Genomic DNA, 18260 nt, shown 5'->3' with positions numbered 1-18260 from the left:
TTCACGATGTTTCGCCCCTGGTGCGGCGTCGACCGTGGATCGGAGCGGCGAGAGAGATCGTGAGAACGAGGTCATCATCGCGCAGAAGCATCTCCGGCGGCTCCTCGAGCAGCAGCCGCAGCAACACGCCTCTACCTGCCGATGTTGCCGCGTATGCCGGATTTGGATTGCCCAGAAGGGCACGAAGCAACGCCGTCCAAGAGGACTGCGGCAGATCCAGCAGCGCGAGCGAATGCCTGTCCCGACGCAGGTTCTCATAGGCGGCCTGCCGAGTGCCCGCCCGCATCAGCGCTGTACAGACATGCTCCACGGCCGCCCGTGCGACATCGGCCGGCCAGTCCAAAGACGAGACCAGGTCGATCGCGTCTTCAACGGCTTTCCCTGCTTTCCCCGCCCTCTCCACAGCTACTTCGCCAGGCTCATCTTCCTCCGCGGCTTGAGGATCGGGAATCTGGAACGCGGGGTGATAGTCCGACAGGGGCGTTTCCCGGTCGGAGAACCGCTCTGGGTCGTGGAACACCGAGATGTGCGGGCGGCGCGCCTGATGCACCGAGCACATCAGCCCCTGCGCTCGTTCCTCGAAGATGCACGTCACCTGCACGCCCTTGGTGACGTATGCCCACGGGTCGTCGGCCTCGCGGGCGCCCTTCCTGCGCATCTCTTCGAACGCCGCCGTCGCTGCCTCCCACGGGTCGAGTCCGTGACGGCGCGCGAGGGGCACGTACTTGCGGGCGGTGTGTTCCATCAGCGCGGCGGCGACCGGATCGTGCTGCCATGCCCCTCGGCCTTCTTCATGCAGGCGTTGCAGCAGCGCCCGCAGCCCTTCGCTGGTCGTGAAGTCCTCGCCGCCGGTCTGTGGGGCGTTCGCGTGCGATGTCGTGGTCATGGTCTAGGCACCTCCTGGCAGGCAGGTGCGCATCCGCTCCCCAGATGAGGTGCGCACAGCTGCATTCCGGAAGGGGCTCATGACCACTCACCCGCTCAGCTCGCCCCGACCGCCGAGCGCGCCGGCCCCGACCGCGCGGTGCCGCGGCCGAATGCGTACAGCGGCGGCAGCCGCTTCGCCCGCTCACCCAGCGACCTCACCCCGTCGAGCGCCTTCTGCCGTGTACGCAACGCCATCGCGGCTTGGAAGTCGATGCCGCGCCCGGCCATCTGCGCGCCCTGCCGGGCCATCAGATCGGTCGGCCGCACCCACTCCACCCCGCGAGCACGCACGTGCGGGTCGAGAGCTCGCTCCGGAGAAGAGCCCCCGGCGACCTTCGCCGCCTCGATCGCTTCTGGCGTCTGCGACCGATCTACGATCTCGTCCTGCGCGATCTCGTCTGGCGTCGCCACCAAGGCGTCGTCTGGCTGCTTGTACGCCTCGGGGGTGGGAGCTGTCGGATCGGACTCCCGAGCTTCCGATCCGGATAGGCCCGGTCGCTCGTGCGCCTCCAGGAAACGGTCGGGCCCGTCAGGCTCATGCACATCGTGGTCGTTCATCGCTACTGCTCCTTCGTGTTGTCGTTCGTGCTCGTGGGTGAGTCGGGGCCATCGGCCAGGTGCCCAGCGGCGAACCACCGGCCGACCGTCGACGCATGCACTCCGAGCTCACGGGCGATCCGCTTGTTAGACCAGCGCGCCTCCCGGAACGCGGCCGCCTGCATCCGCCGATCGCCGCTCGGTCTCTCATCAGGAGCCGCCCGCGCGACATCGCTTTCCGATGTTCGGGCGCGTACCGCCAGCGGAGTCAGATGCTGCGCTGGCGGTGCGTGGTCGTCTCGCGCGGGCGCGACCTTCTCACCGAGCCTTTGAAGTTCCCGTCGTGCTGGGCCGGTGGTCGGTCGGGTGAGCACGACCGTCAGGTGCGTGATCGCCAGCAGCACCACGGGAGGCACGGCGGCGACAGCGGCGGCCAGCACTCCGGGCACGTCGGCGTCCGCGGCGACGACGGCGTGGATCGCGTTGGCAGTCACCGAGACGAGCGCGCCGCCGATCAACAGCGTCCACGGGTACCACGCCGAGCGCTGCCCGCCGAGAGCGACGACGGCGACGGTCGCGACGACGATGATCCCGTCGACAATGAGCGGCCAGGCCCATGACTGCCCGGCGCCGATTCCGGAGCGTGCTGCGAGGTCCGCGAGAGCGGTGAAACTCAACCAGAACGCGCCGGCGGCGATGAACACCGTCCCGACCGCCGCGGTCAGCACCGCCCACCGGCGATCCATCCCGGCGATCATGACAGCCCTCCGAATGCGGGTGCTGGAGCGGCAGGGGCCGGAGCGCGAGCGAAGGAGCCGCCGGGGCGATCCGGCGTCCGCTCCCTGGCCGAGGGATGCGCAGCACGGTAGGCGGAGCGGACGGTCGTGACAATCTCCCGTTCCGCAAGACCTGCATGACCCGCTGCGGCACCCAGAAGGTCAAGAGCTTCCACGGGGTTCACACCGTTCTCCGCAAGGCGGCAGGCAGCCCAGAACAGGCCGCGATTGCGTTCGCCTTCCTGACGGTTCGCGACCCACGCCGCAAGCCGCGACACGTCGGATGCGGCGCCGCTCATCGCCGCGTTCCGAGGTAGCGAGCGAGGTTGCGGGCGCGGGTCGAGGAAGTCCCGCAACCCCGCCGCGTCCACCGGCGCGCTCGGACCAGACCCCAACTGCTGCAGGCGGTAGCCGGCCCTTGCCCCGTTGACGAGAACACTCGACGGCGGCAGCACAATGTATCCGCCGTCCCCGCGGAAGTCGACGGCGGCGCGTGCCGCCTGCCAGGAGCGCTGCTGCTGGCCCGGCACCGCCGGGTAGTAGGCGTGCGTGCCGCCCGACGGCGTGGCCACGAGGAACATCCACCCGTCGACCAAGCCCGCCTGCTGCGCGCGACGCATCGAACCGTAGCCGTTCACGGGCCCATGCACGTCGACGTCGACCACGACGACCCCGGAGACTTCGCCGGTGGGCATGCCGATGTTCGCACCGGGCCGCGCCCGCCACCACACATCGACCTGACGTGCCTCAGTAGTCGCATCGTGGAACCCGTTCTCCGTCACCGGGCGCTTTCCGCCCGGTGCGCACGGGAACACTGGCACCCCAGCGGCGGCGAACTCGCGAGCAGCGACGGCGGGATGCCAGGCTGGTGAGACACGCGTCATCACCTCCGCGAACCCATCACGGGGTTCGCGAGCGTCGTTCCTCGTCTCCTCGGTAGCCACCCGCTCCTCCTCCCGGCAGGCCACCGCAGGAAGCGGTTGCCCTTGCGACCATGAGGTGCGCCGGGAGGGTCAGCGGAGCGAGGACGGACGAAAGATGGTGTGACGACCGTCAGGCTCCACAACGAACCCGACGTGTCTGGCCCGGTCTACTGGCCCGGCAGCAGATACGTCGAGAGGCAGAAGACGAAAACGGGTCATGCGTGAAGAAAGACGGTTCACACAGCGAGTGACGATGCCGGGACTCAGCCTACGGACTCGTCCTCGATGACCCTCCGAGCGCAAAGTTCCTCGAGGGACGGGTGCGGGGTGAGGCGGTACTGCGTCGGGGTGACCCCGAAGCGGCGCTGGAACCAGTTCGACGCTACACGCGGATCGCGCCATCCGGAGGCAGCCGCGGCGCGGCCCACGGACAGATCGGTCTCCTCGATCAGCCGGGTGAACTCGGTCAGCCGGATCTCCGTGAGGAACCGCATCGGCGGCGCCCCGGTGTGCAGCAGAAACATGCGTGTGAGGTGCGTGCGCGAGAGCGAAGCTTCGCGAGCGAGAGCTCCGACCGTCCACGGCTCGGCCATCCGTGTACGGAGCATGCGTACCGTGTCGCCGATATGGCCGATCACCGCCGGGTCGGTCAGGCGCCCGTCAATCGGTCTCCACGGAGGTTGCGTATCACGTTGGCCATTCTCCGCCGAGAGGAACGTCGGCAGCACCATCCCCACCCAGCGGGCGAGCAGCTCAACCGTGCGAGTAGCGACGACTTCTGGCGGATGAGACCCGTCAGACAGGATGCTCATCTGTCGCCACAGCGGTTCGATCTGCCTCAGCGCCTCCACGCCGGGTTCGATCAGCAGCGGTATGCCGCCCCACTCATGCGGGTGGATGCCCGCGAGGACCCGTGAGCGATCCGGGAAGAACCACGACATCTGCGAGAGCCAGAACTCATCATCAGCGTATACCGCCCACATTCGCACAGACGGGGCCGGCCTAATCTGGCACCAGCGTCCCGAGCCGAGAGCGAACGACGTGCCGGGCCGTAGCGTAAAGACGCCGTCGGCCGTCGCGATCTCGCACGTGCCCTCGAGCACGTTCAGAATCTTCGTCTGCCGGAAGATCGCCCGGCTGGACGGAAGAGTCCTCGCAACCTCGACCGCCACAGCTCCAGCGCCACTGCGTCGCGCGGGCGGGAACGAGAGTTGTTCGTGAGCAGTCGGCGCTGCTGAAAGTTGACTCCCGCTCCCACACCGGCCGACTCCCTGGCGTGCTATCGCTCACTCCCGCGAAGCACGACACGATCGAAGACATGGCAGCCAAGCACGGTGCCGATCAGCCCTGGGAAACGGGAAGCTGTCGCACACGGCAGCGGGGCCGTACTCGCGGAGCTACGAGAAGCAACTGCGTGGTGCCGCGCCGACGAAGCCTCTTGCAAGCGAGACAGCAGCTCTGGACGAGCGCGACGCGGCCGGTTGCGTTCACCGGTCGTGCTGGCTAAGGGTGGCGAGGTAGGCGTTGTATTCCTCCCTTTCTGCGTCATCTTGATCTCGTCGGCGATCAGCGAGTGTGAGGTCACGGGAGCGCCAGCGGGATAGTGTGACAATGAGGACGATCAGCAGGGGTAGCTCGGCATATGTCCATGCCAGGGTCCCCGCGATCGCCTGATCGCGAAGCGGGTCGATTGGCCACCCGATCGTGGGATTGGTGAAGGCCACGAACAGTGGTGTACTGCTCAGGAGAAGGATCAGTCCAAAGACGGCGTGGATCTGGATCTCGGCAATTACGTCGATGAGGCGGGCGGCGTAGGACGGGGTGCGGGGCAGTGGGTCGGAGGACCAGAGCGGGACGGCGGCGATGGTCCCGCTGATGAGGAACGTGAGCAGCAGGAGCTCGTGTCCGGCAGGGAGGCGGATGATGACACTGACCAGGTCGGTCAGGTACAGCCCGAGGTAGAGCGCGGCGGCGACGAGGATCGCGACGACGGGGTGCAGAACGGCTCGGGCTAAGCGCGAGCGCAGACCGGCATGCGCAACACGCAGCGCGAACACGCCGAGGCCGCGGTGCGGTGTAGCCCGCAGGAGTAGTCGACCAGGTGAGCCGACGATCAGCAGTGGGGTGACGACGGTCATCAAGGTGATCTGTTGGAACACCAGTGCGGCGACCGACAGACTTCCGTAGGTGTTCAGACCGAGGCCGCCGGTTAGGAAGAGGAGGACACAACCAAGCAGGAAGGAGATGGTCCGCAAGATGGACCATCGACGGCGCTGGGACCAGAGGCGCATTGCTCCCCAGACATAGAGCGCGGCCAGCAGGACGGCGATCGGCGCAAGAAGCGACGCACTGCTCGGTGCGAGGGCGAGCAGATTCTCGACAGTCGGAGGCGCAGTGCCGGAGAGCGTTGTCGTCATGGTCGGTCGAGGATGCTGCGGGCGATGAGCAGTGCATCCCGGTGTATGCCGTGGATGGTGTCGCTGCCGGGGCGGCTGAATCGGGGCATTCCGGCAACGGTTAGGCCTGGGATCGTTGTCTGGGTAGGGTGGTGGCCTGTCGGATGGGCGTGGTCGGGAAGCCAGTCGTCACCGGGGAGATAGCCCGTGGCGGCAATGACGGATGTCGGCCTGAGGGTGGAACCGTCGGCCAGAGATACGGTCGGTCCGTGGGCGCTGGTGACGGCTGAGCTGATAGCTATTCCGTCGCGTCTGAGCGACTGGTAACTGTCGGTGTAAAGCGGCTCCGGTTGACGCTTGCCCTCGATCAGGTGTCTGTATCTGCCACTGCTATGGGGAAAGAACGCGAGGGCGTGCCGGCGCCGGGGGGTGCGAACCGACAGCGTCACGGTGTGAGAGTCGTTCAGCTCCCTCGCCAGTTGCACACCGGTATTCCCGCCGCCGACGATCAGCACATCGCCGGGCGGGAGTTGCTTCGGGTCGTGATAGTCGCTGCTGTGTAACGCCATTCCGGGAACGTCCAGGCCGGAGAACCATTGTGGACGTCGGGGGCGAGAGGCAGCGCCGGTCGCGCAGACCACATTTCGGGTTTGCACGTCACCGACCGACGTCGAAAGTACGAGGGTCGTCTCTTCTGCGCCGCGTCGCTCCACTCCGATGGCGCGGGTCCTCCACAACGGCTTCACTCCTATGCGAGCAGCGGTATCGGCGAGATAGCGGGACATTTCATTCGCCGTCAGGTGGCGGCGCTGATTTCCTACCGTTGGATAGCCGACCAGAGTGCTGTGGCGTGCGTCGCTGAGCAACACCATCGAGTGCCACCTGTTCGCCCAACTCGTCTCTCCGGAGCTCGCGTCGATGATGACGAACTCGTGTTGTGGGGTAAGCCCGCCTTCCACCAAAGCGGCTGCGACGGCGAGGCCTGATTGTCCCGCGCCGACGATAATCGCTCGCCGACGGCCCATGCCCAGCGGGAGCTTCTTGATCGCTCTCCTACTGGTCATTTTCGGAGTATCCGATTCCAGGCTCGCCGAACGGCGGCTTTCATGTCGTCCCACTCGTCTCGAAACGTCGGGAGCGGTTCTCCTTCGCGGCGTTCTGGCGCTCCCAGCCCGATGAGCACAATAATCACCACGAGTGCGATCAGTTGCGCGACGCTGGTTATCCACACGGGATCGTTCCTGCCGCGACGGGAGGGACACGAGCTGACTCAACCCCACGGGTCGGGATGTTCGACGCAACGACGGACAGTTGGTTCATGGGTGGTTCGTATCTATCCGGAGCCTGTGTAGCTGACACCTGCCGCACGCCGTGGGTCGGCGAAGCCGGTCACGGACCGGGTTTGCCAGTCGATCTCGAGAGCCTGTACCGATCCGAACACGGGCGGGTAGCCAGACACCTCCACGGTGTAGCCGCGACCACGGAGCTCGGCGGCGACACTGTCGGACTCGAGGCGAAGGACGTCGTTGGTGAGCAATTGGAATCGTGGGGCGAGGACGGCTTCTTCGACACTCGCATCGTGCATGGCCCACAGGGCGATGACGGTGGCAAGAGTGCTGGGGATCTGTCGCCCACCGGGAAGACCTACTACCAGTACCGGCGGGCCGGTGGCATCGAGGACGAGGCTCGGCGCCGACCAGCTAACCGATCGTGCGCCGGGCCGGACGACGTTCAGCCCGGCAGTACCGATGTCATTGAACCGTTTGAGGGAGTTGTTGAAGAAGAACCCGGCGACGTACTGTTTCGAGCCCCAGAAGTCGGTGACGGTGTTCGTCATGGACACGGTCAGCCCGTTCTCATCGACGACCGAGATGTGCGTCGTGTTCCCGTCGACATCTTCACCCTCCGCTGTCCCAGCCGCGCCCGCGGAGGCCGCCAGGGCGGCGTTGGCCTCCGGGTCGGTGAGCTCGTCAACGGGGACGTCAACGAAGTTCGGGTCGCCGAAGAGCGTCTGAATCGAGTTGTTGGCGATCCGCCAGGCGCGAGTCTGGATGTCGATGAAATCTGCCGACCCGGGAGCTGCCCCGGCGATTCCGAGGGCTTCTTCGATCTGCAGCTGCTGTATCACCGCGGCGCCCGGCAACGCCGGTGCCGCCGAGACGACGGTGTAGTCCCCGAACGTCCCGGCTGGCGGGTCGGACCATTGCACCTCGTAGGCGGCGAGAGATTCGGCGTCGATCCCGGGCACGTCGGCCAGACGCGGAACCAGCGATCCGGTGTAGAACGCGTCCGCGCCCTCCGTGGCGATCGTGCTGAGCGTCTCGGCGAGCGTGCTCTGCACGAATGTCGCGTCGGCGAGCAGCCTTCGGCCGTCAGCGTCATAGAACGGCGGTACGTCCGCCGCGCCACCAGGGAGGTACTGGAGTTGCCCGGCCAGATATGAGGAGAGGGGGGCGCCGTCTCGTGCGAGCGCGATCGCCGGTTCGAGTAGCGTTTCCCAGGGCAGCGTCCCGTAACGCTCGTGCAGGGCCGCCATTCCGGCGACGAACCCAGGGATCCCCGCTCCCGAGGACGGCACCGAGCCAGCGGTGTTCACCTCGTCGCGGTAGTCCACGTAGTCGAGATCGTCGCTATCGGCGATGATGGCCGAGCCGCCGCCGCCGATACTGGACGCGTCCGGCTGCAGTACCGTGTCGGCGAAGGCCGCGGCAATCGCGGCGTCGACCGCGTTGCCGCCTTGGCGGAGGACAGCTGTGCCGGCTTCGGCGGAGAGCGGATGCCCTGCCGCCACCGCGCCTTGGGCGAGCGGAGGAAGCGTCGGCGTGGGGGAGGGCGTCGAGCTACTGAGGGGTGACCGTGTCGGGGTCGGCTCGGTGGGCGTGCAGCCGGCAAGCATCGCCGTCACGAGGACGAGGGCGGCCAGAACGGCCGGCCGGGTGGCGAGGCGGGGCATCTACCGATGCTAACAAACAATCTGCGTAGCTCAGGAGATGCGTAGGTGTGCAGGTTACGATCCGTAGTGATGGGAACCATTACCGCTGCCTCTGCGTCGAAACGGCTCTTCGCGATCGACGCTGCCCGCGGTCTCGCACTGATCGGCATGATCATCGTCAACGTCGGGCCTGTCGCGAACGAGAGCGTGTTTCAACGGTTGTGGTTTCTGCCCTACGGCCGGGCATCGGTGCTGTTCGTCCTCATTGCGGGCGTATCGATGAGCCTGTTCCTGCGCGCCGACCACGGGCGCCGACGGATCATCGTCGTCCTCTGGCGTGCAGCAATCCTGATTGTCGGCGGTCTTCTGCTCGGTTTACTCCCGCACGGGGTCAACGTCATCCTCCCTCTATACGGCGGGCTGTTCCTTGTGGCCCTCCTCTTATATTATACCGGCTTCCGACCAGCGTGCTGATCGGACTCATCACCGTGTTCATGATCGTCGGTCCGCTCATTTTTGTCGGGGAATCCCTCGATCACACCGGCGAACCCCGTCCGGAGCTGGCATGGTCCGGCGACATTCCCGGCCTGCTGCACACGCTGTTCCTGTCGCGTCCGTACCCTCTGGTCGTGTGGATCATCCCGTTCGTGTTCGGGATGATGCTGGGCCGCATGGACCTGCGCGAGCGGCGGGTCCAGAAGGCGATGATCATCACGGGCGGCATCGCCGGCGTCGGCGCCCTGGCCGCAGCCGAGCTGTTCCCCCTCCTTCTCGGTGAACCCGAGCGCGGCTACGGCCTGCTGTTGACGGGGGTGCCCCACGGGCAGATGCCGTTGTGGGTGATCAGCAGCGTGGGCAGCGCGATCTTCGTCACCGGACTCCTGTTGCGGTTCTGGAGTCATCTGTCTCGCTTCGCGACACCAGTGGTCCTCGCCGGACAGATGGCGCTGACGTTCTACGTCGGCCACCTGTTCCTGCTCGCGGCGCTGCGACCCGAGGACGGATTCACGTTCCTGCAGGGCGTCGGCGTCTCCCTTCTCGCCATCGGCGGATGCATCCTCGGAGCGCTCCTATGGATGCGCCACTTCCGCACCGGCCCTCTGGAATGGGCCATCCGCGGCCGATGGCTGGAACTACGCCCCGGAGCGTCCCCATGACCCACCACGACCGAGGAATGCGACGACGATGACTACAGTGACGAGCACGCCAGTCCTTCGCCGCACATTGCGGTGGAGTGCGGGGATCACCGTCGGCCTCGCCTTTGTCGGGGCTTGCATCGGTTGGCTCCTTGCCGCAGAGCGGGGTCTGATCAGCGCGATCACCGGAGTCGTGCTGACCGCCGTCTTCTTGGCAATCACCGCGATCAGCCTGCTTGTCGCGAACCGCTGGTACGGCTCGCCGCTGTACGTGCCAATCTTCTTCGCCATCGTCCTCGGCAGCTGGCTGGCGAAGTTCATCCTGTTCTTCATCACGCTCACCCTGCTTCGCGGTCAGAATTGGATCGAGCCGATGATCTTCTTCGTCGCCGTCGTGATCAGCGTGCTCACCACTCTCGTCCTCGACACGATCATCCTGCTGCGATCGGGGCTCGTGCGCAGACCGGGCTCCGGTCACGGACCCGCAGACCCCATGTCCTCCGGGCAAGCACGCGCGTCCACGCGGACTTGACCGGGCTCACAACCACCGCAGGGAACCGGCCTCTCCATCCAGCCTGACGCTCCCGCCCGCCTGCCTGACCTGGTCAACAGAAGATCCCCATGCGGCAGGGCAGCCCCTCCCCACAGGAGCGCAGACGGATGTGAGTCGTCCGCGAAGTGCGCCTGCCGTTGCGGAGAGTGCTAAGGTTGCATCGTATCTACGCAACTATGCAGGTAACGAGGTTTGATGTGTTGAGTGTGCTGCGGGAGTCTCGCTACCGCAATCTGTTCACCGCTCAGGTGGTGGCGCTGCTGGGAACCGGGCTGCTGACCGTCGCGCTCGGCCTGCTCGCGTACGACATCGCCGGGGCTGATGCCGGGGCGGTGCTGGGCACCGCCCTGACGATCAAGATGGTCGCGTATGTGGGCGTGGCGCCCGTGATCGCCGCTCTAGTGAATCGGCTGCCGAGGAAGGCCGTACTGATCGGGGCGGACGTGATCCGCCTCGCCGTCGCCATCTCTCTGCCGTTCCTCACCGATATCTGGCAAATTTACCTGCTGGTGTTCATCCTGCAGTCCGCGTCGGCGACGTTCACCCCCGCGTTCCAATCACTAATCCCCGTGGTTCTGCCCAACGAACGCGACTACACCAAGGCGCTCTCGCTGTCCCGTCTCGCCTACGACCTCGAAGCACTGGTGAGCCCGTTGCTGGCTGCCGCGCTGCTGAGCGTGATCGAGTTCAACCTGCTGTTCGTGGGCACCGCGGTCGGCTTCGCCCTCTCGGCCGTGCTCGTGCTGGTGACCCCGTTCCCCTCGCGCACACCCGTCACGACCACAGGATCGGTGTGGCACCGCACAACCCTCGGCGCAAGAATCTTCGCCAGGACGCCAAGCCTGCGGTTCCTGATGGCGATGAACCTCGTGGTCGGTGCCGGCACCGCTCTGGTGCTGGTGAACACCGTCGTCTACGCCCGAGACGTGTTCCAGTTCGACAACAGCAGCCTCGGATTCGCGCTCGCCTGCTACGGCGCCGGGTCCCTTCTGGTCGCGATCAACGTCCCGAGACTCGTGGAACGCATCGGCGACCGTCGCCTCATGCTCACCGGAGCCACTGTCAGCTCCCTCGCCCTCATCGGTGCAGTGGGAATGACCGCTTGGGCGACGTCGGCCGCCGGGGGAGGTGCTTGGTGGCTGTTGCTCCCGTTGTGGCTGTTCATCGGCGCAGGGAACTCGATGATCAGCACCCCCTCTGCGCGACTGCTCGCTCGCGCATCGGATGACAACACCCGCAACTACATCTACACGGCGCAGTTCTCCCTTTCCCACGCCTGCTTCCTCATCACCTACCCGCTGGCCGGATGGATCGGCGCCGCAAGCCTGACGGTCGCGGCCGCGGTCCTCGCCGTGATCGCCATCGTGGCGGGGCTGATCGCCAGCCGCGGATGGCGATCCCCGACGAACACACCGAAATCGATTGAACAGGAGAAGATGGCCTCATGACCAACTCGGACAGCACATGCGCTCGGCATCCCGACAGCCCCTATGTAGAACTCGCCGTCGAAATCTTCTCCATGCTCGCCGACGCCACGCGGGTCCGCCTCATCCTCGCGCTCCGCGACGGAGAGATGTCCGTCAACCACCTCGCCGATATCGTCGACAAACACTCGACAGCTGTCTCGCAACATCTCGCGAAGATGAGACTCGCCCGCATCGTCACCACCCGGCAGGAAGGAACCCGGGTCTTCTATCGGCTCACCGACGAGCACGCCGTAGCCCTCGTCGACGAAGCGCTCAAGCAAGCCGAGCATGCCATAGGAACACCGCACCACCACCAGGCGTGATTCAGTACGGAGAAGCCCGGTCAGAGTCCTTCCGCGCTATCGACCACTGCCCCTCTCCGGCGGTCGTACTGTCGCCGGAGACCTCAAGCACTTGGTCGACGTGAGCGCGGAGGAACACGCTGAGAGAATGTCGGAACCGGGCCGATGTCCCGCTCGCGAAGTTTCTGGAGGTACGCGTTGTAGTCGTCCAGTTCGGATGATCCGTGGATGTCAACGTACCGGTCCTGTGCCTCGGATCGTGCGGTGTCTTCCCGGAACCATCGGTGCATGACGTAGATCAGCATGAGGAGTGTGGGGGCCTCGCCGTACGACCAGGCGAGTCCGCCGGCGAGTTGCTGGTCTTCGATGGGGTCTAGTCCCATGGCTTGCGTGGGGGCGACGAAGTGGGTGATGAGCATCGTGGTGGCCATCATGAGGAACACGCCGAAGAAGGCGTGCAGGGCTGCTTCGGCGAACACGTCGAGGGCGCGACCGCCGTGGCTGAGGCGGACCGGCAGCGGGTCGGAGCTCAGGATGGGGATCGTGAAGATGACTCCAGCGCCGAGGAACGCCACCTCGAGGGCGATGTGTCCCGCGGTCGAGCCCAGGATGGAGTCTGCGAAGCCCGCGAGGTATAGGCCGTAGAACGCGGCGAGATAGAGAGGGAGTGCGGCCCATGGGCTCAGTGCCCAGCGCGCGAGTCTACTGCGCAGCCCCGCTTGGGCGACGGCGAGCGCGGTGCGTCCCATTCCCACGTGCGGGGTGGCGCGGAGCAGCAAGGTGCCCGGGGATCCCAGGATGAGTAGCGGCGGAATCGCCATCATCAGAGTGAGTTGCTGGAACATGAACACCGACATGAGCGCGTAGCCGTAGTTCTCCACGGCGAGACCGGTCGTCGCCGCTAGGAGCGCACAGCCGATGAGGAAGCTGAGCGTGCGCCAGACCGACCAGCGTCGACGCCGCACCCACATGCGCACGGCCCCGGCGATGTAGAGAACCGCGAGCAGCCCGGCGAACACGGGTAGCACCGGAAACGCCCCAGGAACCACGGCGAAGTAGTCCGGGAAGGCGGGTGCGACGTCGGGGATCCACGGAGTCATCGACGGATCCCCTCCGGCCCGTCGATGAGCTGAGCGATGAGCACCGACATCAGGGTCGGGGGAACTTGATCAGGCCTCCCGCCACCAGGAAGACGACTGCTGCCGCGGGCTGGATCCCAGTCCAGACAGGTCCGGCGAACGGGAAGGGCATCACCGGATTCCACAGGACGGCGATGGCGACGAACACGGGGATCCACCACCAGTGGCGCGCTTGCACGGCGAACCATCCGACGATCACCGCGAGGATCGACGTGGCGTAGAGCACGACCGGGGCCCAGTCGCTTGCCAGCAGCACGGGGGCGAGGAAGAGTACCGCGGCTGCGAGCAGGCTCGGCGCCAGAGCATTCCGCTGATATGTGGAAGGGGTCCGCTTCTTCTGCGTCATGATTTCTCCATACGTTCGCTCATCTCCTCTGAGGCCAGCGACGGAGTGGGTGCAGCGTTCTCCTCTGCGCCGTGGCGGCGCCGAACAAGCCCGATGGCCAGCACGATGGCACCGACGCCCAGCGCCACGTCTGCCAGGTTGCCGATGAAGAGGTCTGAGTAGGCGAGGAAGTCGGTGACGTATCCGCGACCGAATGCAGGGGGTGCGAAGAGACGGTCCAGGACGTTGCCGATGGCCCCGCCGAGGACGAACCCGATACCGACCGCCCACCAGGTGGTGCGAGAACGGACTGCACTCACGAACAGCACGACCGTCACCACGACTCCGATTGCGGTCAGCAGCGGCGTCGCTCCGGAACCGAACGACAGGATGGCACCCGGGTTGAACGCGAGTTGCAGCCCGAGGAGGTCTCCCAGCAGCGGAATGCGCTCCGTGGTACTCAATTGCGCCAAGGCGACAGCCTTCGACACCTGGTCTATGATGACCGTCGCGCCGGCGACGGCGAATGCAAAGGCGTACTTCGGCACCCGTGCGCCCATCGTCACGCTCCCCTGTCCGTCTTGGCCACGGCACGGTCCCGGCGGCGGCGCTTGCATCCGGCGACGGCGACACCGACAGCACCAGCCACGAGGACGAACCCCATGCCGGTCACAAACAGGATGCCGAGGAACCCGAGATCGTCTCGCTCCACCGGCCGCTCCCCATTCTGCCGTTGGGGGTGGTCGTCGGACTCCGTCTCTTCGACCGTCGGCGACGGCGAGGGGGGTGAGGTCGGCCCGGGAGCGGAGGACGTGGTCGCTGGTGCGACATCCCCAGCGGCGGACGCTGAAGCAGCAGGCGACACCAGCAGAACCGTCGCGGCGATCGGCAGCACGCACGCGACGGTGACCCACGCATACATCCTCACGGCTATCGGATGTTTCATGTGTGATCCTCGTTTCGGTTAGTGGTGTCGTGCGAGCGTGTTCAGGGGCGCTTCATGATGTGACGCGCTATCGAGATCGCGTCACGGCGTGCGCCGGCGAAGGTGTCGGCGTCCCGGCTGCCGTAGGTCGGCATACCCACAACGAACAAACCCGGGACGCCCGTGGTCCCGCGCTTCCCACGACCGGATGTAGCATCGAGTACCCTGCGGGGAAGCCATCCGTCCGCGGGCCGGTATCCGGTCGCGAAGATGATCGATTGCGGAGCGATTCGCCGGCCGTCGTCGAAGACGATGTGCGCTCCGTCCGCGGCGACCGCCGCAGACACCACGTCGATACCAAGCTGCGCCCATTCTGGATCCAGCGAGAGGGCCGCCGCGCCTCTCGCGTCTGTACGACGTCGCCCGACGAGGCGCCGTATCGGTCGACCTGCCGAGGCATACGTCGGTCGGGAGGACAGCGTGACGCGGTGCGTGCTGCTGAGTTCGCGTGCGATCTGCTGGCCGCTGTGACCGGCTCCGACGACCAGAACGTCGCCGCGGGGAATCTGACCTGGTCCGTGATAGTCCGCGCTGTGAACCATGATCCCCGGCACCGCGGCACCCACCGCCCACCCCAGAGTCCGAGGTCGAGCCGCCGCCCCCGTCGCGCAGACGACGTTGCGCGTCTGTACCGGCCCTTCATTCGTTGACAGGAGGAGAGTCGAACCGTCTCCCAGACGTTCCACACCTGTCGCTCTGATGCCCCACATCGTCGTGACCCCCAAACTCGACTCGACGTCGAGGAGATGCTGTTCGATCTCGCGCGGTGACGGGCGTCGATAGGGGTCACCGGTGAGATGCTGGCCGGCGACCGTGCTGCGGCCGGCCTCGGTCAGGAGTTCCATGGACGACCAGCGGAAGGCCCACGAGCGTTGCCCGTCGGGGTTGCTGTCGATCACGGCAAAATCCCGTTGCGGCTGCAGGCCCGAACGTGAGAGTTCGGCGGCGACAGAGAGACCGGCATGGCCGGAGCCGACGATGATCACTCGACGGTGAGAGAGCCCCCGGAGTTTCATGTTCGCTCGCCCGCTGAGACAATCGCAGTCTCCAGGTCGTCGTAGCGCTCGAGCGTGATGGCGTCGCCGTTCACGAAGAACGTCGGAGTTCCGCTCACTCCCAGTGCCCGACCGTCGTTGTAGTCGAGATCGACTCGTGCGACCGTTGCGGGATCCGAGATCGCGGAATCGTAAGCGGCCATGTCCAGGCCCATCTCCTCCGCGAAGCCTCGGAACAGGCTCGCCCGCGATTCCGGGGCTTCACCCCACTCGGCCTGCGTCTCGAAGAGCTTGCGATACATCTCTTCCAGGCGTCCCTGCTGCGCCGCCGCTTCGGCGGCGAATGCGGCGTTCCTGGAGTTCAGGTGCCCCGGCAGAGGGAAGTAGCGGATGACGTAGGTGATCTCGCCGTCGTATCGCTCCCGAAGGTCTTCAACCACGGGGTAGAAGGCACCGCAAGCCTCGCATTCGAAGTCGAGGAACTCGACGACCGTCACCGAGCCGTCTCCCCCATCGTCGAGAACGCGTGAGTTCTCTCGCAGGACCTGTGCCCTGGAACCTCCGTCCTCAGATCCTGGCGGCGAACCGTTTCGCTGGTTGATGAGGACGACGATCACCGCGACGATGATCAGAACGATGGCGGCGGCAAGGGCGACGAGACCGGCTTTCACGGCGGGTTTCATCAGGTACTCCAAGGACTGTTGACACGGTCGAAGATCGAGCGAACGCTCGATGGGGTGCACGCCCGCGAGGCGCGGCACTCCGAGATGTCAGGTCCGCGAGATGCTGAGAGTCGCCAGAGTCAGCGAGGTCCGCCTCAGCGCATCGGGCTTCGAAATAGCACTCGTCCGCGAATGAGCGAGGCCGCTCTCCGCCACCACTGCTGTCGCGCGCCCGAGTAACCGGTACAGCATGACCGCGGCGACGAGCCCGCAGAGAACACCAAGGACGCACAGCACAGCCCCCGCGACCGGGTCCGCCTGTGCTACGCCCGTCGCAAACTGCGTCACCATGCCCGCCGATCCCGCACTGGTTGCATCCGAACCTGCGACATCGGTTTCAAGAGACGACCCGGCTGAAGTCGACGCAGCGGCGACGTCGGCGCTGCAGTAGTCGGCGGCACCAATGGCGAAGATCAGCAGAAGCGTGAGACCGATCATGCCAATAAGCCGCATCATCATCTCACTGCGTTCCAGTCGCCCGGCACAGGCGAATCGGAGTGAGCGGAACACGCTTCGATTGTAGTCATTTGCTCTGGCGCTTCCTTTGAATGAGCCGTAGTCATGCGCTCGCGCTGCACGTTGCGATGACTGATCAGCATCGCTCCTGGTTGGATGAGTGTGTCCTCGTCGCCCCCGCGCATTCCTGCCAGGTGCGACGCCACCCGGTCCGCTACATAGTCGACAACTCGTCCTCTCTGCCAGTTGTACCGTCTCCGGCATGGCCGTACGCGCCTGCTGTGCATTAGCGTTGGTGCGGAGGTGAGCGATGACGGGTGCACGGACCAGGGAGTGGGGCGAGCTCGAACGTGAGTTGCTGCGACTGCTGCGGGGACAAGGGGAACTCGTTAGCGCTCGCCAGCTGCAGGAGTTGTTCTCGGGGCCCGTACCTGCATACACGACGTTGATGACCGCACTCACCCGACTGGAGCGCAAGGGACAAGTGCTGCGCATCGAGCAGTCGCCTCGGAAGGTGCGTTTCTCAGTACCGCGACCGGATGGCAAGGACGCGGGCGCGTCGATGATCTCCACGCTCGACCAGGCGGAGGATCGGAAGGCCGCGTTGCTGGCATTCGCAGGCAACCTGGACGCACAGGACATCGCACTGTTGCGGTCCGTGTTCCCCGACACCGGCCGCCCACGGTGACGGGCGAAGGCCTGCTGCTTTTCACGGCAGCGTCCGCGGGCGCCGCGGTGTTGACGGCGGTGTTGAGCCCGCTGGTGCTGACGGTGGGACGGTGGCAGTTGCTGCACCCGCGGGCCGCGCTGACCGCGTGGTTCGTGGCGTTCTTCCTCGGGCTGAGCTTGGCCGCCGCCGCAGTGGCGGGTAGCGTCATGGCGGCCGTGACCGTCTCGGAGGTGGCATCGCACGGCCAGGCTGTGCTGGTGACGGCGGGCGGGTGGTTGGGCCTGGGGGCTTTCGGGGCCGTGATCGCGTTCGTGGCCACATCGGCTGCGGATTCGACCGGCGCCGAACAGTCGAGTCAAGTAGCGGCGGCGCTGGCCAAATCGCGGGAGGAGCGGGGCGGGTTCACCCTGGTACGGTTCCGCTGCGACCAGCCCATCGCGTGCGCTGTCCCCGGGAAGCACCCGGAGATCCTCCTCTCCACCGCGATGGAGGAGACGCTCACCGTATCGCAGCTGCAGGCGGTCCTCGCACATGAGTACGCGCATCTGCGGCAATGGCACGGGTGGGCGGTCCGGATCGCGCAGATCAATGCGTTGTGCCTGCCCCGCGTGCTGCCGGGGCGCGCACTCCAGCGCGCCACCGTACTGCTCATCGAGTTGGCCGCAGATGACGCGGCCGCCCGGCAGGCGGGCGCCGCGCATCTTGCCAACGCGCTGACTGTGCTCGCGAACACGACCGGCGATGAAAGTATGCACCTGCGTGCCGTGCGCCTCACTGCTCGCCGATGGCCGTCCGCAGGGCGGCGGCGATTGCCGCAGGCGATTCGGATCCTTCCCACCTGACGAAGGACGCAGCAGATCGCATCGAACAGCTCCGGACGACAGTGGCAGCGCTCGGAGGGAAACCCGCCATCGGTGGCGTGGTCGCGCGGACGTCCAGACAAGCACCGCGGCAGGCGCGACTGTCCGCAACTCACCCTCGCGCCACCGGTTCCGGTGAGGTGGCAGCGATCGACTCGGT

General features: G+C 66.2%; 22 protein-coding genes. 7 read left to right on the top strand and 15 right to left on the bottom strand.

What is annotated here, in order from left to right; genetic code table 11:
* Position 1: 1 nt before the first annotated feature.
* The 8 genes from JOE69_RS03565 to JOE69_RS03530 form a co-directional block, all read right to left on the bottom strand.
* A complete protein-coding gene (locus JOE69_RS03565; RefSeq protein ID WP_036290122.1) occupies positions 2–886 on the bottom strand; it encodes a hypothetical protein in 885 nt (294 codons plus the stop codon).
* A 95-nt stretch (positions 887–981) separates the two neighbouring features.
* The gene (locus JOE69_RS03560; protein ID WP_231477257.1) at positions 982–1485 is read right to left on the bottom strand and encodes a hypothetical protein; all 504 of its coding nucleotides are present in this window, start codon (positions 1483–1485) and stop codon (positions 982–984) included.
* A 2-nt stretch (positions 1486–1487) separates the two neighbouring features.
* Positions 1488–2222, bottom strand: a complete 735-nt coding sequence (locus JOE69_RS03555; RefSeq protein ID WP_181800793.1) for a DUF2637 domain-containing protein — start codon at positions 2220–2222, stop codon at positions 1488–1490.
* Positions 2219–3184, bottom strand: a complete 966-nt coding sequence (locus JOE69_RS03550; protein ID WP_374709666.1) for a bifunctional DNA primase/polymerase — start codon at positions 3182–3184, stop codon at positions 2219–2221. The genes JOE69_RS03555 and JOE69_RS03550 overlap by 4 nt, the downstream gene beginning before the upstream one ends.
* Before the next feature lie 242 nt (positions 3185–3426).
* Positions 3427–4335, bottom strand: coding sequence for an AraC family transcriptional regulator (locus JOE69_RS03545; protein WP_051498839.1), 909 nt, complete (start codon positions 4333–4335; stop codon positions 3427–3429).
* 315 nt (positions 4336–4650) lie between these two features.
* Positions 4651–5580 (bottom strand): cytochrome c oxidase assembly protein, encoded by a 930-nt coding sequence (locus tag JOE69_RS03540; RefSeq protein WP_036289335.1) that lies wholly within the window; start codon positions 5578–5580, stop codon positions 4651–4653.
* Positions 5577–6623: an NAD(P)-binding domain-containing protein gene (locus JOE69_RS03535; protein ID WP_081768038.1), complete on the bottom strand. Its 1047-nt coding sequence runs from the start codon at positions 6621–6623 to the stop codon at positions 5577–5579. The genes JOE69_RS03540 and JOE69_RS03535 overlap by 4 nt, the downstream gene beginning before the upstream one ends.
* A 269-nt stretch (positions 6624–6892) precedes the next feature.
* The gene (locus JOE69_RS03530) at positions 6893–8512 is read right to left on the bottom strand and encodes a gamma-glutamyltransferase (protein ID WP_081768039.1); all 1620 of its coding nucleotides are present in this window, start codon (positions 8510–8512) and stop codon (positions 6893–6895) included.
* A 69-nt stretch (positions 8513–8581) separates the two neighbouring features.
* Between JOE69_RS03530 and JOE69_RS03525 the strand changes: the two genes are divergently transcribed.
* The 5 genes from JOE69_RS03525 to JOE69_RS03505 all read left to right on the top strand — a co-directional run bounded on the left by JOE69_RS03525 (position 8582) and on the right by JOE69_RS03505 (position 11969).
* The gene (locus JOE69_RS03525; protein WP_309796133.1) at positions 8582–8965 is read left to right on the top strand and encodes a heparan-alpha-glucosaminide N-acetyltransferase domain-containing protein; all 384 of its coding nucleotides are present in this window, start codon (positions 8582–8584) and stop codon (positions 8963–8965) included.
* A complete protein-coding gene (locus JOE69_RS03520; protein WP_309796130.1) occupies positions 8959–9648 on the top strand; it encodes a DUF418 domain-containing protein in 690 nt (229 codons plus the stop codon). The genes JOE69_RS03525 and JOE69_RS03520 overlap by 7 nt, the downstream gene beginning before the upstream one ends.
* 28 nt (positions 9649–9676) lie before the next feature.
* The gene (locus JOE69_RS03515) at positions 9677–10159 is read left to right on the top strand and encodes a Cg1360 family ATP-synthase-associated protein (RefSeq protein WP_051498841.1); all 483 of its coding nucleotides are present in this window, start codon (positions 9677–9679) and stop codon (positions 10157–10159) included.
* Positions 10160–10377: 218 nt separating this feature from the next.
* Complete coding sequence (locus JOE69_RS03510; protein ID WP_062765650.1) at positions 10378–11628, top strand: MFS transporter; 1251 nt, start codon at positions 10378–10380, stop codon at positions 11626–11628.
* Entirely contained in the window at positions 11625–11969 is a 345-nt protein-coding gene (locus JOE69_RS03505) for an ArsR/SmtB family transcription factor (protein ID WP_036289360.1), read from the top strand. Before JOE69_RS03510 ends, JOE69_RS03505 begins: the two co-directional genes overlap by 4 nt.
* A gap of 83 nt (positions 11970–12052) precedes the next feature.
* Here the strand turns inward: JOE69_RS03505 and JOE69_RS03500 are convergent, their stop codons facing one another.
* From JOE69_RS03500 to JOE69_RS03470, 7 genes are all read right to left on the bottom strand, one after another.
* Positions 12053–13048 carry a cytochrome c oxidase assembly protein gene (locus tag JOE69_RS03500; RefSeq protein WP_082758459.1) on the bottom strand — a complete coding sequence of 332 codons (996 nt, stop codon included), beginning with the start codon at positions 13046–13048 and terminating at the stop codon, positions 12053–12055.
* Between the two features lie 49 nt (positions 13049–13097).
* A complete protein-coding gene (locus JOE69_RS03495; RefSeq protein ID WP_036290874.1) occupies positions 13098–13433 on the bottom strand; it encodes a DUF6804 family protein in 336 nt (111 codons plus the stop codon).
* Positions 13430–13972 (bottom strand): signal peptidase II, encoded by a 543-nt coding sequence (locus JOE69_RS03490; protein ID WP_051498892.1) that lies wholly within the window; start codon positions 13970–13972, stop codon positions 13430–13432. The genes JOE69_RS03495 and JOE69_RS03490 overlap by 4 nt, the downstream gene beginning before the upstream one ends.
* A gap of 2 nt (positions 13973–13974) precedes the next feature.
* On the bottom strand, positions 13975–14358 hold the full coding sequence (locus JOE69_RS03485) for a hypothetical protein (RefSeq protein WP_036290871.1): 384 nt from the start codon (positions 14356–14358) through the stop codon (positions 13975–13977).
* 41 nt (positions 14359–14399) lie between these two features.
* On the bottom strand, positions 14400–15383 hold the full coding sequence (locus JOE69_RS03480; RefSeq protein ID WP_309796118.1) for an NAD(P)-binding domain-containing protein: 984 nt from the start codon (positions 15381–15383) through the stop codon (positions 14400–14402).
* Between the two features lie 26 nt (positions 15384–15409).
* A complete protein-coding gene (locus tag JOE69_RS03475) occupies positions 15410–16075 on the bottom strand; it encodes a DsbA family protein (RefSeq protein ID WP_036290865.1) in 666 nt (221 codons plus the stop codon).
* Positions 16076–16162: 87 nt separating this feature from the next.
* Positions 16163–16624 (bottom strand): hypothetical protein, encoded by a 462-nt coding sequence (locus tag JOE69_RS03470; protein WP_125133154.1) that lies wholly within the window; start codon positions 16622–16624, stop codon positions 16163–16165.
* Between the two features lie 256 nt (positions 16625–16880).
* Between JOE69_RS03470 and JOE69_RS03465 the strand changes: the two genes are divergently transcribed.
* Complete coding sequence (locus tag JOE69_RS03465) at positions 16881–17258, top strand: BlaI/MecI/CopY family transcriptional regulator (RefSeq protein WP_036290860.1); 378 nt, start codon at positions 16881–16883, stop codon at positions 17256–17258.
* Complete coding sequence (locus tag JOE69_RS03460) at positions 17255–18082, top strand: M48 family metalloprotease (RefSeq protein WP_231477277.1); 828 nt, start codon at positions 17255–17257, stop codon at positions 18080–18082. Before JOE69_RS03465 ends, JOE69_RS03460 begins: the two co-directional genes overlap by 4 nt.
* Positions 18083–18260: the final 178 nt, after the last annotated feature.

The organism is Arthrobacter russicus (assembly GCF_031454135.1).
Taxonomy (GTDB): domain Bacteria; phylum Actinomycetota; class Actinomycetes; order Actinomycetales; family Micrococcaceae; genus Renibacterium; species Renibacterium russicum.
Note: the sequence above shows the minus strand (reverse complement) of the source record. Positions and strands in the feature narration are given on the sequence as shown.